The sequence below is a fragment of the Gracilinema caldarium genome (assembly GCF_029265695.1).
Taxonomy (GTDB): domain Bacteria; phylum Spirochaetota; class Spirochaetia; order Treponematales; family Breznakiellaceae; genus Gracilinema; species Gracilinema caldarium_A.
On the sequence record NZ_JAJUHW010000046.1, the window covers coordinates 1 to 21,096 of the forward strand.

Genomic DNA, 21,096 nt, shown 5'->3' on the forward strand with positions numbered 1-21,096 from the left:
CTTTACGGTTGTGCTTGGCATGGGATACCCCTGGCAGCTCGCGCTCACCGCGGTTTTCCTGGAAGGGCTTCTTTTTATTGTGCTTTCTCTCTTTAATGTCCGCGAAGCAATTGTTAAGTCCATTCCGACCAACATTAAAAAAGCCGTTTCTGTTGGCATTGGACTTTTCATCGCCTTTATTGGTTTGCAGAATGCGGGGATTATTGTTAAAAACGACGCTACTCTGGTGACTCTGGGCGCTATCAGCAAGGGACCGGCTCTGGTAGCCCTCATCGGCCTTGTTTTGAGCGGTGTTCTTTTAGCCTTCCGTGTAAAAGGTGCCCTGCTCATTGGGATCCTTGGAACTACCATTATTGGTATTCCCTTTGGGGTCACCTCGGTTCCTCAAAACTGGAACCTCTTCAGCCTGCCTGCCGCTCCGCTTTTCCTCCAGTTCCAGTTTGATAAGATTTTTACCTTTGATTTCTTTATTGTGTTCTTTACCTTCCTGTTCGTAGATATTTTTGACACCATCGGTACCCTGGTTGGAATCACGACCCAAGCTAAATTGATAAAGGAAAACGGCGATATTCCCCGGGTAAAGCAGGCCCTTCTTTCTGACGCTATTGGTACTGTGGTCGGCGCAGCCCTGGGTACCAGCACGGTAACGAGCTATATCGAAAGCGCTTCCGGCGTTGCCGAAGGGGGCCGCACCGGCCTTACCTCTCTGGTAACGGGACTGCTATTCCTGGTCGCCCTGTTCCTGTCGCCCCTCTTCCTGCTGGTGCCGGGAGCTGCAACCGCCCCAGCCCTTATTCTGGTAGGACTTTTCATGATGGCCCCGGTCAAGGAAATTGACCTTACCGATTTTACTGAGGCTATTCCGGCCTTCCTGACCATGATAATGATGCCCCTTACCTACAGCATTGCAGAGGGCCTCGTGTTTGGTATCCTTTCTTACATCTTTATTAAGGCTTTTACCGGCAAATTTAAGGATATCACCATTGTTACCTGGATTGTGGGTATCCTCTTTGTGCTGAAACATCTGTTGGGTTAAGTACTACTTTGTTGTAATATTTTTGTTGTAGCAGACGCGTCGTATCTACATGCTCTGCTACCATTGTGAGAGCGGGAGTCTCTGGGTAGGCTTGTCGTCTATCCAAGGTCTTCCGCTCTTTTTTTGACAAATCCAAGCGGGAGGTCTACTATAAAACCAAAGGAGTTCCTATGACCCATACGGTTTTATTGCTCGATTCCCTGCCTGACTGGGTGATCTCACGGCTGGAGTCTCTGGGTTGTACGGTTATAGTTAAAACCGGTGTCCCCGAGACAGAGCATGCGGCGCTGCTTAGGGAGGTAAATCCCCGTATTCTTATTGTCCGCTCCACCAAGGTAAGCCGGGCTATGATCGAGGCCGCTTCTGACCTCAGCCTTATTATCCGCTCCGGCGCAGGATACAATACCATCGATGTGGCCGCCGCTTCTGAGCGAAGCATCTATGTATCCAACTGTCCTGGCAAAAACGCGATTGCCGTGGCGGAGCTCGCCATGGGCCTTATACTGGCCCTGGACCGGCGTATCCCCGATAATGTCAACGACTTGAGGCAGGGACTTTGGAACAAAAAGGAATACTCTAAAGCTCAAGGCCTTTATGGCAGGACCCTGGCAGTCATCGGTACTGGCAATATTGGCAAGGAAGTAATCCAGCGGGCGAAAGCCTTCGGTCTCCATGTGATAGCCTACAGCCGCTCTCTAACGCCTGAAGCCGCTGAGGCCCTCGGCGCAGTCTATGCCGCTAGCATCATCGATGCGGTCAAAGGGGCAGATATAGTGAGTCTCCATTTAGCGCTGGCTCCGGAACTGAAAGGGGTTATCAACGCAGAGGTTTTTGGGGCTATGAAAGAGGGGGCTCTGTTCATCAATACTAGCCGTGCTGAATTGGTTGATGAAGCGGCTCTTCTAAAAGCGATTACGGAGAAAAAGCTTAAGGTTGCTACCGACGTGTATCCCCAGGAGCCTGAAAAGTCTGGTCCATTTCAGACGCCGCTCGCTGCCTTCCCCCAGGTGTACGGAACCCATCATATTGGGGCCAGCACCGAACAGGCCCAAAATGCAGTGGCGGAAGAAACGGTTCGGATTGTGAAGGAATACCTGCAAAACGGCCAGGTTCCTAATTGCGTTAATGTGATGGAAAAAACTCCGGCCCGCTACCTGCTTTCGGTCCGGCATAAGGACAAGGTCGGAGTGCTTGCGAATATACTCCGGGTAATCCGGGACAACAACATTAACGTACAACGGATGGAAAATATCATTTTTGCAGGAGCCCAGGGGGCGTGCGCGAATATTCAGATCGAAAAGCCCCTGTCGCAGGAGCAGCTTGCCGCTCTCACCGGTTCTGGCGATGATATTTACGAGGCGATTATAACTGAACTTAAGGATTAACAGCGGAGGCCCTGACTTTATGAAACAGCTACAGAATAAAATTGTCCTCGTGACCGGAGGTACAAGCGGAATCGGCAGGCTTGTCGCCATAGAGCTTGCTCGCCAGGGCGCCCTTGTTGTTGTCTGGGATATCAGCGAAAAGGCCCTTGCGGCTCTGGAACAGGAAGCGAAAGAAATGCACATTTCAATTCAAGGCATGCTCTGTGATGTATCAGACAGGGAAGCAGTGTATCGGCAGTCCAGGGAAATTAAAGAACGTTGGGGACCTGTTTCAGTTCTTGTTAACAATGCGGGAGTTGTCTCTGGTTCTACCTTTTTAGAAACCTCTGATGAAAAAATAGAAAAAACGATGGCGGTGAACACTATGGCCCATTTCTGGACCCTCAAGGCGGTTCTTCCTGATATGATTGCCCGAAACGAAGGCCATATTGTTACCATTGCTTCGGCTGCAGGTATTATCGGGGTAACCGGTCTTGCAGATTATTCGGCCAGCAAATTTGCCGCCTTTGGACTCCATGAAGCAATCCGTATGGAATTGCGGCGGCTTAAAAAGAATATTCAGACAACGGTGGTCTGTCCCTTCTTTATTGATACGGGGATGTTTGCCGGTGTCAGGACTCGATTCCCCCTGCTGCTCCCGATTTTAAAAAGCGAATATGCGGCTCAGCGAATTGTGCAGGCGATAAAGAGGGGGAAAAAGCGGCTCATTATGCCCCGCTTTGTGTACAGCGTTTATTTACTAAGGCTATTGCCCGTATCCTGGTTCGATGGGCTGGCAGATTTTTTTGGGGTGAACCATGCAATGGATCACTTTAAGGGGAGATCATGAATAAGGCGGAACAATTAGTTCAGGACCGGATTGCCCAGGCGCGGGGCGCACAGGCGGAATGGGCAAAATTTCCATGGCATGAAAGAAAGCGCCGTATATATAAGCTTGTCGAATATCTCGCGGAGCATGGCGAGGGCTTAGCGGCCACCATAAGCCGGGATAATGGCAAAACCATGGTAGACGCCCTTGCCACTGAGGTGGTTCCTGCAGCCCTGGCGGTCCGCTATTATTGTAAGCAAGGTATGCGGTTTATGAAGCCCCAACCGGTGAAAGGCGGCAGCATACTCCTTGCAAACAAACGAAGCGTCCTGTTTTACGAGCCCTTTGGGGTGGTGGGCATTATTTCTCCCTGGAATTATCCCTTTGCCATTCCCTTCTCCGAGGTTGTTATGGCCCTCCTTGCGGGAAACGGGGTGATACTCAAGGTTGCCAGCAACACTTTAGAGGTTGGCCGGGCTCTCGCGGCAGCCTTTGAGAGCATTGATTTGCCCCAGGGCCTCTTTCATTATATTGAGATCCCCGGCAAGGAAGCGGGTCCTGCCATGATTAACGGGGGAGTTGATAAGCTTTTCTTTACCGGCTCAACCGCGGTTGGCCGGGAGCTTATGGCCCTTGCCGCTCCGCATCTTGTTCCCCTCGTTCTGGAACTCGGCGGGGCCGATGCAGCGATTGTCCGATCCGACGCAGATCTGGACCGGGCTGCCGCAGGGCTTGTCTGGGCTGGACTTTCCAACGCAGGCCAGTCCTGCGGCGGCGTTCAGCGGATACTGGTGCATCAAACTATATACGACGAATTTCTTGGCCGCCTGTCACAGCGGGTGCAATCGCTGCGGGTCGGCCCCGCCTTCACTGAGGGCGAAGTCCAGTGGGCCTGCGATATGGGATGTATGACAAGCCTGCAGCAGAAACAGGAGGTGGCAAGGCAAGTTCGAGCCTGTCTTGAGCGGGGGGCAAAAATCTATGCCCGAAGTCCTAGAGGTGATATGGACAGCGAGGACCTTGATTTTCCAGCCCTGCTGCTTACCGAAGTGGGTCCTGATATGCCAATTATGAGGGAAGAAATATTCGGCCCAGTTATGGCGGTAGTCCCCGTCGCAGACGATGAAGAGGCTGTCGCGATTGCCAATAATTGCATCTACGGTCTAACCGGTTCTGTCTGGACCAGGGATCGTAGACGGGCTTTGGAACTGGCCCGCAGAATCAGGGCCGGGGCTGTCATGATTAACGACCACCTTATGTCCCACGGGCTCGCCGAGACCCCCTGGGGCGGCTTTGGAGCCTCAGGCTTAGGAAGGACCCATGGTGAGTTGGGGTTCCGGGAAATGCTGCAGCCCCAGGTTGTCGTTCAGGACCTTTTACCAGGAGTAAAAAAGAACCTCTGGTGGCACCCCTATTCACGGAACGTTTTTGAGGGACTTCTTTCTATTCTCCTATTAACTGGGCAGCGGGGATTCCGTAATAAAATAAAGGCCCTTGGAAGGCTTGTGCCATTCTTCTTCCGCAATTGGGATAGAAGTTGATAATGTTTTCCGATATACTGGCCAAGACATGAACGTTATAAACCAGGTACTGGTACTCTTTTTTCTTATATTGATTGGCTATGGCGGGCGGAAATTCCGCGTTATTGATGATCGGGCTGTAGGCTATTTTTCGTCCTTTGTACTTAATATATCACTGCCTGCCCTTATCCTTGTTTCCTTGCAACGGCCTTTTAGTAAAGAACTTTTAGGCGATGCAGGGCTTACCCTGTTTCTTTCTTTTGCGGCTTATGGATTCTTCTTTCTTTTTGCGGTTCTATATCCCTTCTTTGTGCCCCTTTCCCGGAAGGAACGGGGCGTACATCGGTACGCCCTTATCTTTTCCAATGTGGGGTTTATGGGTTACCCGGTTGTGGAAGCCCTTTTAGGGCAGAAGACGCTCTTTTATCTTGCTATTTATAATATTCCCTTTAACTTTCTGGCTTTTTCCATCGGCGCTTGGCTTATAGCCCGTGAAGGGGAACGACCCCTTATGCTGAATTGGAAAACCTTTATTAATCCCAGTGTGGTCGCCACAGTGCTGGGGTTTTTGTTCTTTCTTGGTTCCGTTGCTTTTCCTGCCCCGGTGTTTCAGACCCTTAAGATGACCGGGGACATAACATCTCCCCTGTCTATGATTGTGATTGGAACTATCTTGGGTAAAATGCCCTTCCGGTCGATATTGGGAAAATGGCAGCGCTATGCCACTACCACAGCCCGCCTGGCACTATTACCGGCCTTGGTAGGCCTCATTTTATATGCTGCCGGATTCCGCGGTCTCTTTCTCTCTCTTCCTGTGACGGTGGCCGCCATGCCAGTGGCGGCAAATACCAGCATATTAGCGGAAGTTTATGGGGCCGATGCGGAAAGCGCAAGCTCTTTGGTGTTTATTTCTACGTTGCTCTGCATCATTACTATTCCCCTGATTGCACTGGCCCTGGGGCTGCGATAAAACTGAGAACCTTATCTCTTTGCGGCGCTGTTAAAGCGTTTTTCCAGCGTGACCTGGTTTCCCTTGTCATTGTAGACCACGCGGTCAAAGGCGGCTAAGGTCATAAAGAGGCCTCGGCCGTGTTCCAGTATTTCAGGGTTTGGATTAGCTACCTGTTCAAGGAACTTTTGATGGTTAAACCCTTTCCCCTCATCGGTTATACGGAATAGGGCTCGCTGGGGTGTTATTGAATATTCAACCTGTACCCGCCGATCCTTGTATGCTGGATTATCCTTCCGCTCCTGAAGAAACTCGAAATAGCGCCGCTCCCGCTGGGCCTTGCTCTTTTCATCAAAGGTTATTTCCAGGTTCCCGTGTTCAATGGCGTTTATAATGATTTCCCGGACGCACACCATGGCAAAGTTGGCATCTTCCTGGGGCATATATTTACTGAGGTTTGCGCATACATGGCGGCTGATATCATCCGCCGCTGACAGGGTGTTTTCTATTTCAAAATGTTCTCGGCCTTCCACAAAGGCTTGAGCCAAATCATCTCTGCTGTCAGGAATAACCCTGAGCAGTATTTCTATCCCCTCTGGCGTTTTAATGCTTTCCATTCTGAGAGTACAGGACTTAAAATCCCCCAGGGGAGAGCGGAGTTGGGCTTGAACTTCAATTGGCTGAGATGAATTAAACAGCCGTTCTCCCAGCTCAGCAAAACGTTCTGCCAGTGAAATATGCTCTCGCTGATCTTCGTAAAGCTTTTCGTATAATTTAGGGGTTTTTTCACTAATATATGAGAGATCAACTCCCTCTAGGTTAAAATAATCGATAGCCGCCGTATTGCATTCTTTAAAACGAAATTCTTTGTCAAGCAATACTATAGGATCATTAGTTCCATTAAAAAGGCTCCGGTATTTACGTTCATTCCGTTCAGCCGTAGCTTTTGCTGCGCTGAGCTCATTAAGACGGTTTTCCAAATTAGCATTGGCATAATTTAATTGTTTAAACAAGAAACCGTATCGATTCGCGAGAATAAGAGCGCTGCCAATGGTAAAAACAAAGAGTCCATAACGGGATAGGACAATATCCTTAAGAAAAATAATAGAATCCAGAATATCAAAGATGGCGGTAAAAAAGAGAAAACCCGCTCCGATAAGAATGTTTCCCAAGGGCGTATGAATAAGATCATGCCCTAGCTGGCCAATAAATCCATGTTTATCCTGAGATGTAGCATTTCGTTTCCACCGGCGGTAGCCTGTTGAAATAAAATCCCAGAGCACCGCATAGACAAAGATGTACAAAGCCATACCGAGTGCGCTGATTTGCCAAATCCGTAAAATATCATGGGCAAAGGGAAGCGGGGTAAAGATGGTAAATGCGGAGAGCAGGGCGCTATAGATCGCCATGATCCGTGTGCCCCAGCGGGTTTTGTTAATGCTCAGGACCTCGATAAAAGCGCTGACCAGGGGCATGACCATATACAGACTCGTAAATTCTATCCGAAGTAAATATTCAGAGTCTGGAACAATGAGGTATGCTGAATGGAGCCGGGCTGCCAGATACAAGCCCAGTACCATGGAAAAGAGTCCATAAAAAAGGTTATACCGATCCTGCCGGCGAAATAAATAGAGCACAAGATGATAAAAGCCAATAAAAATGTAAATGGCGCAGAGGGCAAAACTCCAGACATCGTTATTAAAATTTTCCAGGACCGCATAGTCAGTAAGCACATAGGGCTGGGAAAAGAAAAAACCTACCGGAGGGTTGTTGGGTTCGCCGATAACCCGGAATGCAAGTATATTTTGCCCCTGTACAAACAGAACAGGATTTATGGGAAAATAAACATCCCGATAACTTCTATGGGATATAATGTTGCCTGAGTTATCTAGGTGCATTTCAGACCGTATTCGTATGCCGTTTAAGTATATTTCCCAGTTATCTCCTAAGGCGGCTAAGTGAATTCCAGGAATGATTTTGTCTAGGCGTGATAGGTCCAGATCAAAGGGAACAACGAATGTGTATTCTGCGGGTTTGTACGTTTTAAAGCTAAAAAAGGATCCTTTAGGAAGTTCTGGAATTTCAAGAAATCTGACAATCCTTGGACCTTCTGCAGTGGGTTCAAAAATATGCCAGGCTGGATCCTGTCTATCAGGGGCAGTTGTTGTAAGGTCCAAAGAAAAACCAGGGTGAACATAGACTGGCAGTGTATTAAGGTCGATATAAAAGTTGGATTTTTGTGGAATTCGGGGGGATGCTTCTGCAATTATTCCGAACACACTGATATAAAGGGTACATAATAAGACCTTATACGTATCTGTTTTTCGCATAATGAGCATCCTTGTATGATATGACTTTTTCTAGGGTAACCTGGTTACCAGTAGAATTATAAACAACCTTGTCAAAGGCTGCCAGTGCTAAATAAATCCCCTGATGCCGCTTAAGAAACTCTTGTTCGCCTTTTTTTATCTTTTCTAGTATAGATAGATGATCAAATCCCATGCCTTGATCTGTGATCTGGATAAGCGCTTTTTTCGGTGTGATAAGGTATTTAATACGTACTTTTCCGATGTTCACATTGCCATGTTTAATAGCATTTATAATCATTTCTCGCAGGGCAGCCCATAACATGCTAACCTCATGGTCGGGTAAAAAACAATACAAGAAAGATGCAATTTTATTGCTTATACTTTCTGCTGCGGCTAAGGTGTTTTCTATTACAAAGATGCCTTTTGTTTTTTTACAGTTTTCTGCATTGTAAATTGGATTTGCTAGATAAAACCTTATACAGAAAAGATATGATTCATCGCTTTTAAATTTTTCAAAACGTAATGTCCACTTTTGAACGTTACCTTTAAAGAGCTCAAGCTGCGCATCTAGCTCAAAGGGTCTATCTGTAAGCAATAATTTATTTATTATTTCTGAAATATCTGACCGTCTTATTGCTGGACTAGGCGCAAATTGTTCTAATAGGGCAATAAGATCAGAGTTTTGGGGTGAATCAGTCTTTAAAAGGATTGATGCAGCTCGATTGTAATCCTGTATGATAAGCTGCTGATCGATAAATATCATTGGATCGGCGGTGCCGTCAAAAATTCTCCTATATGCCAATTCCTTGTATTCTGCCTCTTGTTTTGTTTTATTCAGTGCGGTGATTTGAGCTTCTAACTGGCTGCTTGCGTCGGACAGCATCTGAAATAGATTTTTATATCGGCGAGCGATAACAATAACGGTTCCTATTGTGAAGATGATGAGGCTATAGCGGCTGAGTACTAAATTTTTTTTAACAACAATGGATGTAAATGCATCTATTACGGCGGTAAATATGAGAATACTCAGACCAATGAACACATTGCCAATCGGTGTATCTCTCATCACTTTGAATATTTGGAGTAATTCTGATCTTTTTTTATTATTCGGTGTTTCCCGGGATGGTGGTATTGGCCCCTGTAGGGATGTAAAGAGTTTATAAAGTAATAGGTATCCATATATGTATAACATGGTAAAAAGGCTGATAAAGGACCAAATAATCACCAAATCGTGACCTAGGGCTGGCGGAAATAGAATAACCAGAATTATTAAGACTCCATATAAGACATAAATGAAATAACTAATTTTCTTTTCCTTGGCTGTCCATGGAGTTAGGTCGTTCAGGAACCGAATAGCAGCAGGGAGTATAGAGAATAAACTGACCAGTTCTAGTTTGAACAATACTTCCGAATCGGAAATGAGCTGATAGACCGATGGTACTCTTACAAGAAAATATATGCCAAGTACCAGCATAAAGAATCCAAAAGTACGGTTATGGTTGTCATAGGGGTTTAAGAAACTAATTAAGAGAATATAAAAACCAACAAAAATGTAGATGAGACTTAAAATAACATCAACAATGTCATTGACTTGTGCCTTTAAGAAGTCAAGCAGAGCAATTCTATAAGGGTCTGAAGAGTTGAGACCGACCATGGGATTTGCAGGGTCTCCGACTATTCTAAAGACAAGGCTATTTAATCCAGGCCGTATAATGTCGGCCGAGAAGGGGATGATCACATCGCGATAATTGCGATGTGCTGTTATGTTTCCCTGTACATCCCTGTGTATTTCGCTTCGTATTAAGGTGCCGTTTAGGTAAACTTCCCAATTGTCTCCTATGGAAGCCAAATGAAGTCCCAGGTATCCATTGGGTTGGCTTGTAAAAGAGAGATATTGTTTAGATGTTATAAAAAAGGGTATCAAATAGGAGAATTCTTCTATTTTATTTGTTCGAATGCTTAAATAACCGTGTTTACTGTATTCAGGGTAATCGATGATTCGTACCGATCTTTTCCCATTTCCTGAAGGAGATACTCCAAGCCACCCCTTTCCGGTGGGTGAAAAGCTTGTTTTAGTATAATCAAGAGAAAAACCTGAATGAATAAAGAGCGGAAATTGGTTTAAATCAATAACTGCTTCATTGGCGGATTGCCTATTGAGTGGCTGGGCATACAAGGGAGGGAGAATCAAGGATAAAAATGATAAAAAAAGTAAACTAATCATGATTTTATTATAATTATTTCTAAAAACTCCAATATAAAAATAGTACATTACAATTGCTCACTTTACAAGAGCAGAACTCGCTATTCTGACTATTACTTGACCCTGTTTGGTTTAAGAACCATACTACAAAGGGGGGGCTTGTATTGGGTGATTGTAATAGTCATGACATTTTAAAAAAATCTTCTCTTTTTTCATCATTGCTTGCCGATGATGAGGCATATCTTTTATCCCGAATCAGCCGTTTCGAGCTCCGTAAGGGTGCGCATTTATTCAAGCTGAACAATCAGGCTGAGCGTTTTTATTATATTCTTCAGGGATCTATTAGGGTTTACAGACCAAAACAGGATGGAAGAAGTGAGGAACTAGCAATTTTTACTTCCCAAGATTTGCTTGGTGAATTTGATTTTGCCCGCCAGACCCACTACGATGCTGCTGCAGTTGCATTAGAGGACACAGAATTGGTATGTTTCCCCGCTTTAGGGCTTACCCTGGAGGATCTTAAACGAGAAAAACCCGATACGGTTTCCCGTATTTTGCTACGCTCCCTTTCCATGATCTCAAGCCGACTCAGGTCGACCCAACGCCTGATTTCTGAAAATACAACCTGGGTTCAGGAATTAAGGCGCAGAGCCTATGAAGACCCTGGTACTGGACTTTGGAACCGGGCGTTTCTGGATGAAGAAATCCGCAGAGAGTTGCAGGCCCCGACAGGGCTCATTCTTATGAAGCCAGACCGTTTTAAGATTCTAGTGGATAGCCTCGGACATAGTGCGGGGGATGATGCGATGATCACTATCGCGGGCATTCTGAAATCCCTTGTTCGGCATGTGGGCAGAGGTTGGGCGCTGCGTTTTAAAAGTAATGAAGTTGGGCTCTGTCTGCCCCGCTGCGGACTTGAAGAAGTACAGAAAATTGCGCAGAAGCTTTATAGTTTAATCAGTCATATTCCAGCAATCCCCGCAAGTGAATCATTTCCAGGTTTTATCTTTTCAGCTACGGTTGTCTATGGAGTATGGCCTGATATGGCCGAGGACTGGGATACAATGGTAAGCCAGCAATACGCCTATATGATAGAACAATGGCAAAATGGGGGTAACAGGGTAATTCCTTTCGCAGGAATACAAAGAAATCGGGAGCTAAAAGATGAGTAAGTCTCCGCTGGATAATGAAGCCCTTATCCATTCTCCCCTCTTTGCGTCTATGAGCGAATTGGAATTTAATGCGGTTACCGCCTTTTTGGAACGCCGTCATTTTAAAAAGGGGGATGTGATTTTCTCCGAAGGCGAAGCTGGACAGGAGATGTTTATACTACTGACAGGTCATGTTATTGCCACAGTAAATCTGGGAAACGGGAGCCGGCGTAAAATTTACGACTTTGAACCGGGGCGTTTTTTTGGTGAGATGGCGATAATCGAAGCTGCTCCCCGATCGGCCACCTGCACAGCCACGGAAGACACGGATGTTCTGGTCCTTCAGGGACTGGATTTTTACCGGCTCATCTTTGAACATCCCATGATTGCCCTCAAGTTGTTAGGTGCCATCAGTCAGGTTATGACGAGCTGGCTCGATGAGTCCTCCCGATTCCTGAATGATCTTCTTCGTTGGGGTGAAACTGCCCGGCTCAGGGCTATTACCGACAGCCTCACCGGTCTTTATAACCGACGCTTCCTCGAAGAATCTCTTAATAGCCGGCTAGAAGGTGGTGGAGAAGTTAAGCGTACCATTGCAGTACTGATGATGGATCTGGACCGGATTCATGAAATAAACAATGCCTATGGGGAGGCTGGCGGGGACCAGGTTATAAAAACGGTGGCAGGCGTTTTTAAGCAAGTGCTGCGGGATGCGGATATTGCAGCCCGGCTTGCGGGGGACGAGTTTGCCTTTGTACTCCCCGACACTACCCTGGAAGAGGCGTTGCAAATTAGCGAGCGCCTCAGGATATCCGTTTCAAGGCTCGAAATCCCCATAGTTGTGAATGTTCCTGAAGGCCGTGTTATGGAACAGCGGCTTTCCATAAAAACCTGTCTCGGGGTTGCTGTCTCGCCCCAGCATGGCAGTACTGGGCCCGCCCTCCTTGCCGCTGCCGACGCAGCCCTCCGGAAAGCCAAAGACCAGGGCCGCAACCGGGTCATTGCAGCGGGCTAGGCTCTTGCGCATAAATCAGTATTGGGCGGTTAGAATCAACGCAAGCCGGGCTACCGAGTAGTCCACGCCTGCTGTATCTGCGTAGGGGCCTGCGGTACTGCCATCGCCTATTGCCATAATAGTAGTGCTTCCCCTAAGACCTGTAATGAACCGCCAGGACGCCTCTAGCCCGAGTGAAAGGTTAGCCCCCAGATTGGTTGCAGCACCTATTGATGGCTCAAAACCAATTCCACCCGCCATTTTTTCGGTAAATTGCAGGAGCCTTAAATAGTGATCATCCTGATCGTTACAGCTATTCAGGAAGTATACCGCGGTCCCCACCTGCAGGGAGAGGCCCGGCAGAGCCTGCCACCGTAGTTCTACTATAGGAGCAAGAGAGACCCAGTTCTGCCAGTAGCCGATCCCGGTGCCATAAACAGGTACTTTTGGAAACGAACTGGACCAAAGGATATAGGTTGTTGCATCGTTACCTGTGTTGGGGCCATATTGGGTATATCCATTCCGGGCAATCCAGTGCAGGTTCATTACAGAAGCGGTAATGCCAGTGCGGAATATGAGCGTTGGGGTAAGAGAAAATCCATAGCCTAAGGTTGTATCGAGCCATTGGGAGTTTTCACTTATAGCCTCGTGGGCAGAAAAATTAGTGAGGAAATAGCCATTGGAGTCAGTATTAAGCCAGTCTTTGTCGGTAATGGTGCCGCTTTGCATATAAAAGCCAAAACGGACCGAAATGTTGCCGTAAAAACCGGTGTATGGCCGATTGCCATAATTGTAGTGTAAAGCTGTGCCGTAATAGACAAGCCATTCCAGGGGCCAGACCAGTTCGCTCATCAAATCCTTTGAACCTGTGTACTGGTACACCAGCTCCCGGGCATGGCCATAGGTTACGCCGATGGAATTATCAATACTCCAGTAGTATCTTTTTTCTTCCGCAGAAACCAGAGCTGAAATCAATGTTGCCAAGAGAACTAGAAGATACAAAGCCTTTCGCTTTTTCATGTAAACTCCGTGCATACTTAATATATTGTTTACACGGTAAAACAAAAAGAACCTTTCGCCAAGGTCCCTCTATTGTTTTGCCAGCGCCTTCGTATTGAAACAAACGCGGTATTTATAGTATAGTTGCGGTAGGAGACGATTATTATCTCCGGATGATCCATTAGCTCAGGTGGATAGAGCGAGCGCCTCCTAAGCGCTAGGTCGGACGTTCGAATCGTCTATGGATCAATGTATCGCGACAACTTCGTAACCCGCATCGGCAACGGCAGCCTTCATGGCGCTGTCGTCCAGGTTTGTTCCCTCTACTACCGCCTTTTTAGTGGCCAGGTCTACCTGTACTATGGTCACCCCGGCGAGTTCCTTGAGTGCCTGGGTTACGTGCATCACACAGTGTTTGCAGGTCATTCCTTCTACATCTAAAGTCTTGGTCATAAAAACTCCTTGTGAGGTCGAAATGTTCTAAGCCGTAGGGCGTTAGTTACTACTGAAACAGAGCTAAACGACATGGCCGCTGCAGCAATCATGGGATTCAAAAGTGGGCCGCCGAATAGATGGAGCAGCCCCGCCGCGATGGGGATCCCCGCCACATTGTACCCAAAGGCCCAGAACAGGTTTTGTTTGATGGTCCTGATCGTCCTGCGGGAAAGTTCCATGGCGGTAACCACATCCATTGGGTTGCTTCGCATAAGGACCATATCGGCGCTCTCTATAGCCACATCCGTCCCGGACCCCATGGCAATACCAATATCGGCCTGTACCAAAGCCGGTGCATCGTTTATCCCGTCTCCCACCATGGCGATCCGGCGCCCCTGTTTTTGCAGGTCCTGTATTGCCTGGGCCTTATGCTGGGGATGCACTTCCGCCAATACCTGGTCAATACCAGTTGCTTTGGCAATGGCCTCAGCTGTCTTCCGGTGGTCCCCGGTAATCATCATGACTTTAAGGCCCATGTGGTGCAAGGCCGCCACTGCCGCGTGGCTTTCCGGCCGTGCCGTATCCGCTACTGCAAGGAGCCCCGCCGCTTTTCCTTCATGGGCCAGGATCATGACTGTTTTTCCCTCGGAGGAAAATTGTTCAATAAGAGCGCGACATTCATCATCCAAATTGATGGATTCCTCTGTCATGAGAGCCTGGTTTCCCAGGAGCAAGGCTTTGCCCTCCAGGGTTCCCCTAATGCCCCTGCCGGGAATGGCTGTTACATCCAGTGCATCAGGGATAGTCAGCTCCTGTTCCCGGGCTGCGGCCACAATCGCCTCTCCCAGGGGGTGTTCGGAGGCCTTTTCAAGGCTCGCTGCAAGTGCGAGTACTTCAGTTTCCGATAGTTTTCCGTCCCGTAATGGTACTATGTCGGCGAGCCGTGGCTTTCCTTCGGTAATGGTTCCCGTTTTATCAAACACTATCGTATCAACCTTATGGGCAATTTCCAGGGCCCCGCCGGATTTAATCAGGATTCCATGCTGGGCTCCGATACCGGTGCCGACCATGATAGCTGTCGGTGTGGCAAGTCCCAGGGCACAGGGACAGGCGATGACGAGGACGGAAATCAGAATAGTCATGGAAAATACGGGGCCTTCGCCGGCTAGAAACCAGAGCAGAGCCGAAAGGACGGCGATTGCAACCACTATAGGCACAAAATAGGCCGAAACCTGGTCGGCAAGCCGGGCAATGGGGGCCTTATCCGCCTGGGCTTGTTCCATCAATCTGATGATCTGGGCCAGGACCGTATCCTGACCAACCCTGGTCGCCCGCACCGTAATAGCTCCGTTCTTGTTAAGACTCGCGCCGGTTACTTCATCCCCGGTTTGTTTTTCGACGGGGAGACTTTCGCCGGTCAGGAACGATTCATCCACCGAAGTAGAGCCAGAAATGATGATGCCGTCGGCGGGAATTTTTTCGCCCGGACGGACGAGTATTATGTCTCCGCTTACGAGGGTACTGATGGGGACTTCCTGTTCAGTGCCATCTCGGATTACCCGGGCCGTTTTGGGTTGGAGGCCTATCAATTTTTTGATCGCCTCCGATGTCTTCCCTTTTGCAAGGGCTTCCAGCGTTTTTCCCACGAGGACCAGGGTGATGATGACCGCAGCGCTTTCAAAATAGAGGTGCTCCACCGCCATGTGGTCGCCCTGAAGGATTTGCAGAAGTGAAAACAGGCTGTATAGGATGGCAGCGCTGGTCCCCAGGGCGATAAGGGTATCCATGTTCGGGCTCCCGCGAAACAGAGCAGGGTAGCCAACCTTGTAAAAGCGGAACCCCGCATACAGGACCGGCAGCAAAAGAACAAACTGTACCAGGGAAAAACGGAGAGGATATTTCATGGGTGCTAAAAAGGATGGGATCGGCCAGGAAAGCATCATACCCATAGCCAAGTACAGTATGGGGAGTGTAAAAATGACGGCTAAGAGGAGCCGCTTTTTCTGCACTTCCACAGGGGGCTCCGCGTCCTCGGCTTTTATTTCTACCGCTTCGTAGCCTGCCTTTTTTACGGCCCCTTTTATATCTGCCAAACTCACCTTTTCATCATCAAACTGAAGGGTGAGTTTTTCGGTTGCAAAATTTACGTTCGCGTCGGCAACACCAGTAAGTTTCTTGACAGCCCGTTCAGATGCCCGGGCACAGGCGGTACAGGTCATGCCTTTAATCTGCATGGTGGTGGTTTTTATCATGTGATGCCTCTTAGTTTAAAAGATAACATAAATAGTCAGGATTATCAATATAGGAAGATATATATAGATAAATGTTAATTTTTAATAACAGATAGCTGTGCCATGGTTAGGGCGCTGCCTCAGCAAGATGGGCTCATTTGAAAAAAAAGCCCCGCTCTGTTTGCGGGGCTTCATTATTATATCAGATTGATAAACAGAGCAGCTACTCTGGCAGCCTGTGAGTGCATTAGTAGGCCTTAAGAATCTCCAGGAGCCGCCCCTTGTCGATGTTTCTCAGGAAGTTTGCGAGCCGTGGTCCCTGGTCTTTGCCGACCAAGGCCTGGTAGGCAGCGCGGAACAGGACCTTGCCGTCCATCTGGTGTTCATTAGCCACCGCATAAATCGCTTCTCCGCAGGATTTGTCATCCCCAAAGGTTTCTATTTTGGCCACGACCTTGTCCCGCAGGTCCCGGATGGCGGCAAGTTCTGCATCGGAAAGCTCTGCCCGCTCTCCAGCAGGCCGCAGATGGAAGCGGAAGTCTTCCGGGGCACATTCCTGTATCCAGTACCAGGCGCATTCGCAGCGTTTGCGGAATGCCGGTATCTGTTCTTCTTTAATGTCCGGCAACCCGGCGATTACCTTGTCGATGTTCCCATCCGCAATCTGGATCAGGTTGCACAGGTGCCGGAAGGGTACCTGGTAGGGCATGAGGGCCGGCATTCCGTTTACCTGGGAAAGCTCGTAGATGCGCCGCTCCTTTGCGTAGGTTTCTTCATCCTTTGCCTTTTCGACACCCCAGGCAATCCGTTCGGTCTTGTCATAGTCTTCGTATATCTTAATGACATCCAGATCAAAGGAAATGGAGAACTCGGTGTTCGGCCGGGTGCCGGCAAAGAGATAGCGGGTTACCTCCGGGGTATAGACCCGGAGGATATCATAGAGGTCCACTACCTTTCCCTTGGAACTGGACATTTTCCCCGGAGTACCCTTAATACCGATAAAGTCATACCGGAAAGTAATGGGGGCGTCCCAGCCGTACACGTCCTTACAGACGTGTTTTGCCGTATCAAAGGAGCCGCCCTGACTGTGGTGATCCTTGCCGGCGGGCTCAAAATCGACCTTTTCGAATTCCCATCGCATAGGCCAGTCCACCCGCCAACCGAGCTTTACACCCTTGGCGGATCGGAGATCCACCGTTTCTTTGTGACCGCATTCATTACAGTGATAGCTTACGCCCCACTGGCCGTCCCAGCTGTCGATATCGGTGGTGTCCCGGTTGCAGGCATCGCAGAATACGCTAATGGGCCACCATTCGCCCTGAATCTTGTGTTCCTCATCCCGGTATTTATCCAGGATGTTTTTCAGCACTTCCCGATGTTCCAGGGCTTTGCGGATGCCTTCTGCATACATGGATGCGCGGTACCGTTTTGCCTGATACAGGAATTCGGGGAAAATACCGACTTCGGGCAGTATGGATTCCACATCAACCTCGTGGTGCCGGGCATAGCTTTCGTCCCGTTCCCATGGGTCGGGTACCATGGTAATGGGAAAACGGAGATACTTGGCAAGCAGCTCCTGTTTTGGCATGTTCAAGGGGACCTTGCGGAATACGTCGTAATCATCCCAGGAATAGATGAAACGGACCTTCTTGCCCCGGTCCCGCAGGGCGCGGACCACCAGGTCTACGGAAATTATCTCTCTAAAGTTGCCGATATGTACCGTGCCTGAGGGGGTAATACCCGAAGCGCAGGTGTACAAGTCCTTATCACCTTTTTCGCGGATAATTTTTTCCGCAGTTTGGTCAGCCCAATGTAAATTCTTTGTATCCATAACAGGGGGAGTATACCGAAAAGGACCGTTTGTAGCAATGAGGATGCGTGGATTGTTTATCTTCGCCAGAATTCGGGGGTAAAGAGGATAAAGACGGTCCAGAGTTCAAGACGACCCGCAATCATGGCAAAGGAACAGACCAGTTTTACATAGTCCGGGTAATTGGTATAGTTTTGACTTGGTCCCACAATGCCGAAACCGGGGCCGATATTGCCCACGGTGACAAGGGCGGTGGACAGGGCAGAGATGAGGTCTGCCCCCGAAATAGTTACCACCATGGTTACGGTAAAGACCAGGGCCAAGTACAGGAATACAAAGCCCGCTACACCATACACCACATCTTTCCTTCCCACCCGGCCGTTGAGCTGAATACTAAAGACCCCCCGGGGATGCAAGAGCCGCCGGATTTCGTTGCCCGCCTGTTTAAAAAGAACAACATGCCGTACGACTTTAATGCCGCCGCCGGTAGAGCCGGAACAGCCGCCGATAAACATCAGTATCAGCAGTACCGCCTTTGCAAAAGATGGCCAGAGATCAAAGTCGGCGGTGGCAAAGCCCGTGGTTGTCAGAATAGACGCCACCTGGAAGGATGAAAAGCGCAGGGCTTCGGCCATGGTGTTATATTTTGGCAGCAGTGTCAGGGCTATCAACAAGGATGCAATAATGATGATGGCCAAATATACCTTAAGTTCTGTGTTTTTTATGATGTCCTGGAATTTTCCCTGTAAGGCTCGGTAGTAAAGGCTAAAGTTCATGCCCGCCAGGATCATAAAGATCGTAATAACCCAATCAATCCAGGCTGAATTATAGTAGGCAATGCTGGCATTTTTAGTTCCGAAACCGCCGGTCGCCATGGTCGCAAAGGCATGGGTGACCGCATCAAACCAATTCATGCCGCCTATAATAAGGAGCACGACTTCGAGGGCCGTAAGACCGATATAGATAAACCAAAGGATTTTTGCCGTGGCAGTGATTTTGGGGGTAATCTTGTCTTTTTCAGGTCCTGGTGCTTCTGCTTTAAGGAGCTGAAAGCCCCCGACGCCGAGGAGCGGGATAAGGGCTACGGTGAGCACCACGATACCCATGCCGCCGAGCCAGTGTGTCATGGCTCGCCAAAAAAGTATTGCCCGGGGCAGTGTTTCTACATCGGCAAAGATGGTTGCCCCCGTGGTGGTAAAACCGGAAACACTTTCGAAAAGAGCATCTACCGGATTGGAAACAACTCCGGTCACGATAAAGGGTATGCTGCCAAGGATGCTGGTTAAGAACCAAGCCAGGGATACTAGAAGAAAGCCGTCTCCGGCGTTCAAAAAGACCTGGCTGGATCTGCCAAGCATAAGGGCTAGCAAGGCACTGCTTGTACAGACCAGGATAGGGTATAAAAAAGCTCGAATACTTTGTTCATGATGGTCCGCAATGGCCAAGAAGAGGGATGGAATCATGGATAGGGCGATGAGACCCAACAGCAGGGCCAATATTTTAATAAGAATGCGCCGTTTCATTCCTGCCTGCCAAAGAGTTTTTCCAGTTCCGTTTCTACACCCTTGCGGGCGATAAGGACAAGCTTGTCATAGGCTTCGAATTCATGTTCTCCATGGGGAATAAAGGACGTGCCGTTGCGTGTTATGAGCATAACAAGACCCCCGGAAGAAAGATGAAAGTTTTTCAATTTTTCTCCGCAGACCGGAGCGTCGGGGGTAACGAGAATTTCCAGAATCTCAATGGAACCTTCGCCGAGCCGGTGAAGGCCCGTAACGCCGCTTCCCATGAGATGGGCCAATATGGAATCTATAACGACCGATTTAATAGGTATTACCACATCGAGTCCCAGCCGTCGTGCAATTGTGCCATAACTGGGAGTATTTACCAGGGCAATAGCTTTCTTTAATCCATGGGATTTCATATACAGGGCGGTAATTATATTGAGTTCCTGGTTGTCTGTTGCAGTAATGATAAGGTCCAGATCCGCAATGCCTTCCTCGGTGATAAACCCCTCGTCGGAAATATCCTCATTCAACACAAGCATATCGGGAAAGCGGGTGGAAAGCTCTTTGCAGAGCTCATAGTTCTGTTCAATCAGAACTATTTTTTTAAATTTACGGGGGAAGAAGGAACTTAAAAATGAGAAAAGTGATTTTGCCGGTACCTGACTTTGTTCCTGCAGGGCTTCTGCAATCAGGGTTCCTATCCTGCCCCCGCCGACAATGCCTATTTTTTCAACCTTTTCTATCTTTTTTCCTGAAATTTCAAAAATCTTTTGGATATCCGCCTGCCGGCCTATAACGTAGACCCGGTCTCCTTCATGGAGCAGGGTATTTCCGCTGGGGAGTATGTGCTCCGTGCCCCGTTCTATAAGGGCAACCAGTATTTCGGATCCAATGAGGGTATGGAAGATTTTTATGTTTTCTCCGCAGAGGGGGCTGGTTTTCGCTATTTCAATGGTACCCATTTCAAAGGAACTGTCGCCAAAGCTGAGGATGTCCCCCAGGGCTCCATGTTCTACTGCCTGAATAACAGTCCGTGCCGCTTCGCGGTCCGGATGGACAAAATAATCTATACCAAGAGCCTTTTCGCCTCCCCTGGTAAGGTTGTCGTAATCGGCATTGCGGACCCGGGCAATTTTAAGTACCTGGGGGTAGCGCCCCTCAGCAAGGCCGCAGATAATTATGTTGAGTTCGTCTGAATCGGTTACGCAGATGAGAGCATCTGCCTTGGCAATTCCCGCTTCTTCCAAGGTTTGGATATTATTGGCCTCATCGTTTATCACAAGACAGTCCAGCCGGTTAGACGCATGCCGAGCCCGTTCTTCGTTTTTTTCGATCAGGGAAACATCGTGCCTTTCGTTAATTAGATGCTTTGCAAGCTGGGTGCCGACCATGCCGGCTCCGACGATAATGACGCGCATAGTGCTATTCTATCATATCTGCGCCCAGCAGTTCCAGAAAGCCCGGATAGGTGACTGCTGCAGCTTCAGCGGTATCAATATGGGAAACACCCTTTGAGCCGAGGGCTGCGATAGCCAGGGCCATCACAACCCGGTGATCATCGTGGCCCTGCAGGTCGGTGCCGGAAAGAGGAGCCCCTCCACGGATTTCGAGGCCATCGGGCAGTTCTTGGACAGAAGCGCCGAGCTTACCCAGTTCTGCGGCCATGACAGCAATACGGTCAGTTTCCTTGATGCGGGCATTAGGCACGTTGAGAAGCCGTGTGGTGCCTCGGGCAAAACAGGCGGCAGCAGCCATGGC

General features: G+C 48.6%; 15 protein-coding genes, 1 tRNA gene and 1 pseudogene. 8 read left to right on the top strand and 9 right to left on the bottom strand.

Annotated features, from left to right (window positions below):
• From Q7P68_RS12005 to Q7P68_RS12025, 5 genes are all read left to right on the top strand, one after another.
• The coding region (locus Q7P68_RS12005) for an NCS2 family permease (protein ID WP_304226010.1) at positions 1-1,036 on the top strand (1,036 nt) is incomplete at its 5' end.
• 170 nt (positions 1,037-1,206) lie between these two features.
• Positions 1,207-2,421, top strand: a complete 1,215-nt coding sequence (locus Q7P68_RS12010; RefSeq protein ID WP_304226012.1) for a phosphoglycerate dehydrogenase — start codon at positions 1,207-1,209, stop codon at positions 2,419-2,421.
• Between the two features lie 19 nt (positions 2,422-2,440).
• Positions 2,441-3,250 (top strand): SDR family oxidoreductase, encoded by an 810-nt coding sequence (locus Q7P68_RS12015; RefSeq protein WP_304226013.1) that lies wholly within the window; start codon positions 2,441-2,443, stop codon positions 3,248-3,250.
• Complete coding sequence (locus tag Q7P68_RS12020) at positions 3,247-4,770, top strand: aldehyde dehydrogenase family protein (protein ID WP_304226015.1); 1,524 nt, start codon at positions 3,247-3,249, stop codon at positions 4,768-4,770. Before Q7P68_RS12015 ends, Q7P68_RS12020 begins: the two co-directional genes overlap by 4 nt.
• Before the next feature lie 28 nt (positions 4,771-4,798).
• Positions 4,799-5,719, top strand: coding sequence for an AEC family transporter (locus Q7P68_RS12025; protein ID WP_304226017.1), 921 nt, complete (start codon positions 4,799-4,801; stop codon positions 5,717-5,719).
• Between the two features lie 11 nt (positions 5,720-5,730).
• Here Q7P68_RS12025 and Q7P68_RS12030 read toward each other — a convergent pair whose 3' ends face one another.
• Both Q7P68_RS12030 and Q7P68_RS12035 read right to left on the bottom strand, forming a co-directional pair.
• Positions 5,731-8,028, bottom strand: coding sequence for a 7TM diverse intracellular signaling domain-containing protein (locus tag Q7P68_RS12030; RefSeq protein WP_304226019.1), 2,298 nt, complete (start codon positions 8,026-8,028; stop codon positions 5,731-5,733).
• Positions 8,006-10,231 carry an ATP-binding protein gene (locus Q7P68_RS12035; RefSeq protein WP_304226020.1) on the bottom strand — a complete coding sequence of 742 codons (2,226 nt, stop codon included), beginning with the start codon at positions 10,229-10,231 and terminating at the stop codon, positions 8,006-8,008. Before Q7P68_RS12035 ends, Q7P68_RS12030 begins: the two co-directional genes overlap by 23 nt.
• 143 nt (positions 10,232-10,374) lie before the next feature.
• Here Q7P68_RS12035 and Q7P68_RS12040 point away from each other — a divergent pair, with 143 nt between their 5' ends.
• Both Q7P68_RS12040 and Q7P68_RS12045 read left to right on the top strand, forming a co-directional pair.
• A complete protein-coding gene (locus Q7P68_RS12040; RefSeq protein ID WP_304226022.1) occupies positions 10,375-11,382 on the top strand; it encodes a GGDEF domain-containing protein in 1,008 nt (335 codons plus the stop codon).
• The gene (locus tag Q7P68_RS12045; protein ID WP_304226024.1) at positions 11,375-12,376 is read left to right on the top strand and encodes a diguanylate cyclase domain-containing protein; all 1,002 of its coding nucleotides are present in this window, start codon (positions 11,375-11,377) and stop codon (positions 12,374-12,376) included. The genes Q7P68_RS12040 and Q7P68_RS12045 overlap by 8 nt, the downstream gene beginning before the upstream one ends.
• A gap of 15 nt (positions 12,377-12,391) precedes the next feature.
• Here the strand turns inward: Q7P68_RS12045 and Q7P68_RS12050 are convergent, their stop codons facing one another.
• Entirely contained in the window at positions 12,392-13,375 is a 984-nt protein-coding gene (locus Q7P68_RS12050) for an omptin family outer membrane protease (protein ID WP_304226026.1), read from the bottom strand.
• Positions 13,376-13,529: 154 nt separating this feature from the next.
• Here Q7P68_RS12050 and Q7P68_RS12055 point away from each other — a divergent pair.
• Positions 13,530-13,603 (top strand) — tRNA-Arg (locus tag Q7P68_RS12055).
• Here the strand turns inward: Q7P68_RS12055 and Q7P68_RS12060 are convergent.
• The 6 genes and pseudogenes from Q7P68_RS12060 to Q7P68_RS12085 form a co-directional block, all read right to left on the bottom strand.
• The gene (locus tag Q7P68_RS12060) at positions 13,601-13,807 is read right to left on the bottom strand and encodes a heavy-metal-associated domain-containing protein (protein ID WP_304226028.1); all 207 of its coding nucleotides are present in this window, start codon (positions 13,805-13,807) and stop codon (positions 13,601-13,603) included. The two genes, Q7P68_RS12055 and Q7P68_RS12060, sit on opposite strands and share 3 nt — an antisense overlap.
• On the bottom strand, positions 13,804-16,041 hold the full coding sequence (locus tag Q7P68_RS12065; RefSeq protein ID WP_304226030.1) for a heavy metal translocating P-type ATPase: 2,238 nt from the start codon (positions 16,039-16,041) through the stop codon (positions 13,804-13,806). The genes Q7P68_RS12060 and Q7P68_RS12065 overlap by 4 nt, the downstream gene beginning before the upstream one ends.
• 226 nt (positions 16,042-16,267) lie before the next feature.
• A complete protein-coding gene (gene lysS / locus Q7P68_RS12070; protein WP_304226032.1) occupies positions 16,268-17,851 on the bottom strand; it encodes a lysine--tRNA ligase in 1,584 nt (527 codons plus the stop codon).
• 56 nt (positions 17,852-17,907) lie between these two features.
• On the bottom strand, positions 17,908-19,353 hold the full coding sequence (locus Q7P68_RS12075; protein ID WP_304226034.1) for a TrkH family potassium uptake protein: 1,446 nt from the start codon (positions 19,351-19,353) through the stop codon (positions 17,908-17,910).
• Entirely contained in the window at positions 19,350-20,756 is a 1,407-nt protein-coding gene (gene trkA, locus Q7P68_RS12080; RefSeq protein ID WP_304226036.1) for a Trk system potassium transporter TrkA, read from the bottom strand. Before trkA ends, Q7P68_RS12075 begins: the two co-directional genes overlap by 4 nt.
• Before the next feature lie 4 nt (positions 20,757-20,760).
• A pseudogene (locus Q7P68_RS12085) lies at positions 20,761-21,096 on the bottom strand (3-phosphoshikimate 1-carboxyvinyltransferase); the annotation flags it as partial.

Excerpts from the sequence above, each read along its gene's own strand:
- Q7P68_RS12035 (WP_304226020.1), bottom strand. The coding sequence starts at position 10,231 with ATGATTAGTTTACTTTTTTTATCATTTTTATCCTTGATTCTCCCTCCC.
- Q7P68_RS12050 (WP_304226026.1), bottom strand. The coding sequence starts at position 13,375 with ATGAAAAAGCGAAAGGCTTTGTATCTTCTAGTTCTCTTGGCAACATTG.
- Q7P68_RS12060 (WP_304226028.1), bottom strand. The coding sequence starts at position 13,807 with ATGACCAAGACTTTAGATGTAGAAGGAATGACCTGCAAACACTGTGTG.
- Q7P68_RS12025 (WP_304226017.1), top strand. The coding sequence starts at position 4,799 with ATGAACGTTATAAACCAGGTACTGGTACTCTTTTTTCTTATATTGATT.
- Q7P68_RS12065 (WP_304226030.1), bottom strand. The coding sequence starts at position 16,041 with ATGATAAAAACCACCACCATGCAGATTAAAGGCATGACCTGTACCGCC.
- Q7P68_RS12075 (WP_304226034.1), bottom strand. The coding sequence starts at position 19,353 with ATGAAACGGCGCATTCTTATTAAAATATTGGCCCTGCTGTTGGGTCTC.
- Q7P68_RS12045 (WP_304226024.1), top strand. The coding sequence starts at position 11,375 with ATGAGTAAGTCTCCGCTGGATAATGAAGCCCTTATCCATTCTCCCCTC.
- Q7P68_RS12010 (WP_304226012.1), top strand. The coding sequence starts at position 1,207 with ATGACCCATACGGTTTTATTGCTCGATTCCCTGCCTGACTGGGTGATC.
- Q7P68_RS12020 (WP_304226015.1), top strand. The coding sequence starts at position 3,247 with ATGAATAAGGCGGAACAATTAGTTCAGGACCGGATTGCCCAGGCGCGG.
- Q7P68_RS12030 (WP_304226019.1), bottom strand. The coding sequence starts at position 8,028 with ATGCGAAAAACAGATACGTATAAGGTCTTATTATGTACCCTTTATATC.
- Q7P68_RS12015 (WP_304226013.1), top strand. The coding sequence starts at position 2,441 with ATGAAACAGCTACAGAATAAAATTGTCCTCGTGACCGGAGGTACAAGC.
- trkA (WP_304226036.1), bottom strand. The coding sequence starts at position 20,756 with ATGCGCGTCATTATCGTCGGAGCCGGCATGGTCGGCACCCAGCTTGCA.
- lysS (WP_304226032.1), bottom strand. The coding sequence starts at position 17,851 with ATGGATACAAAGAATTTACATTGGGCTGACCAAACTGCGGAAAAAATT.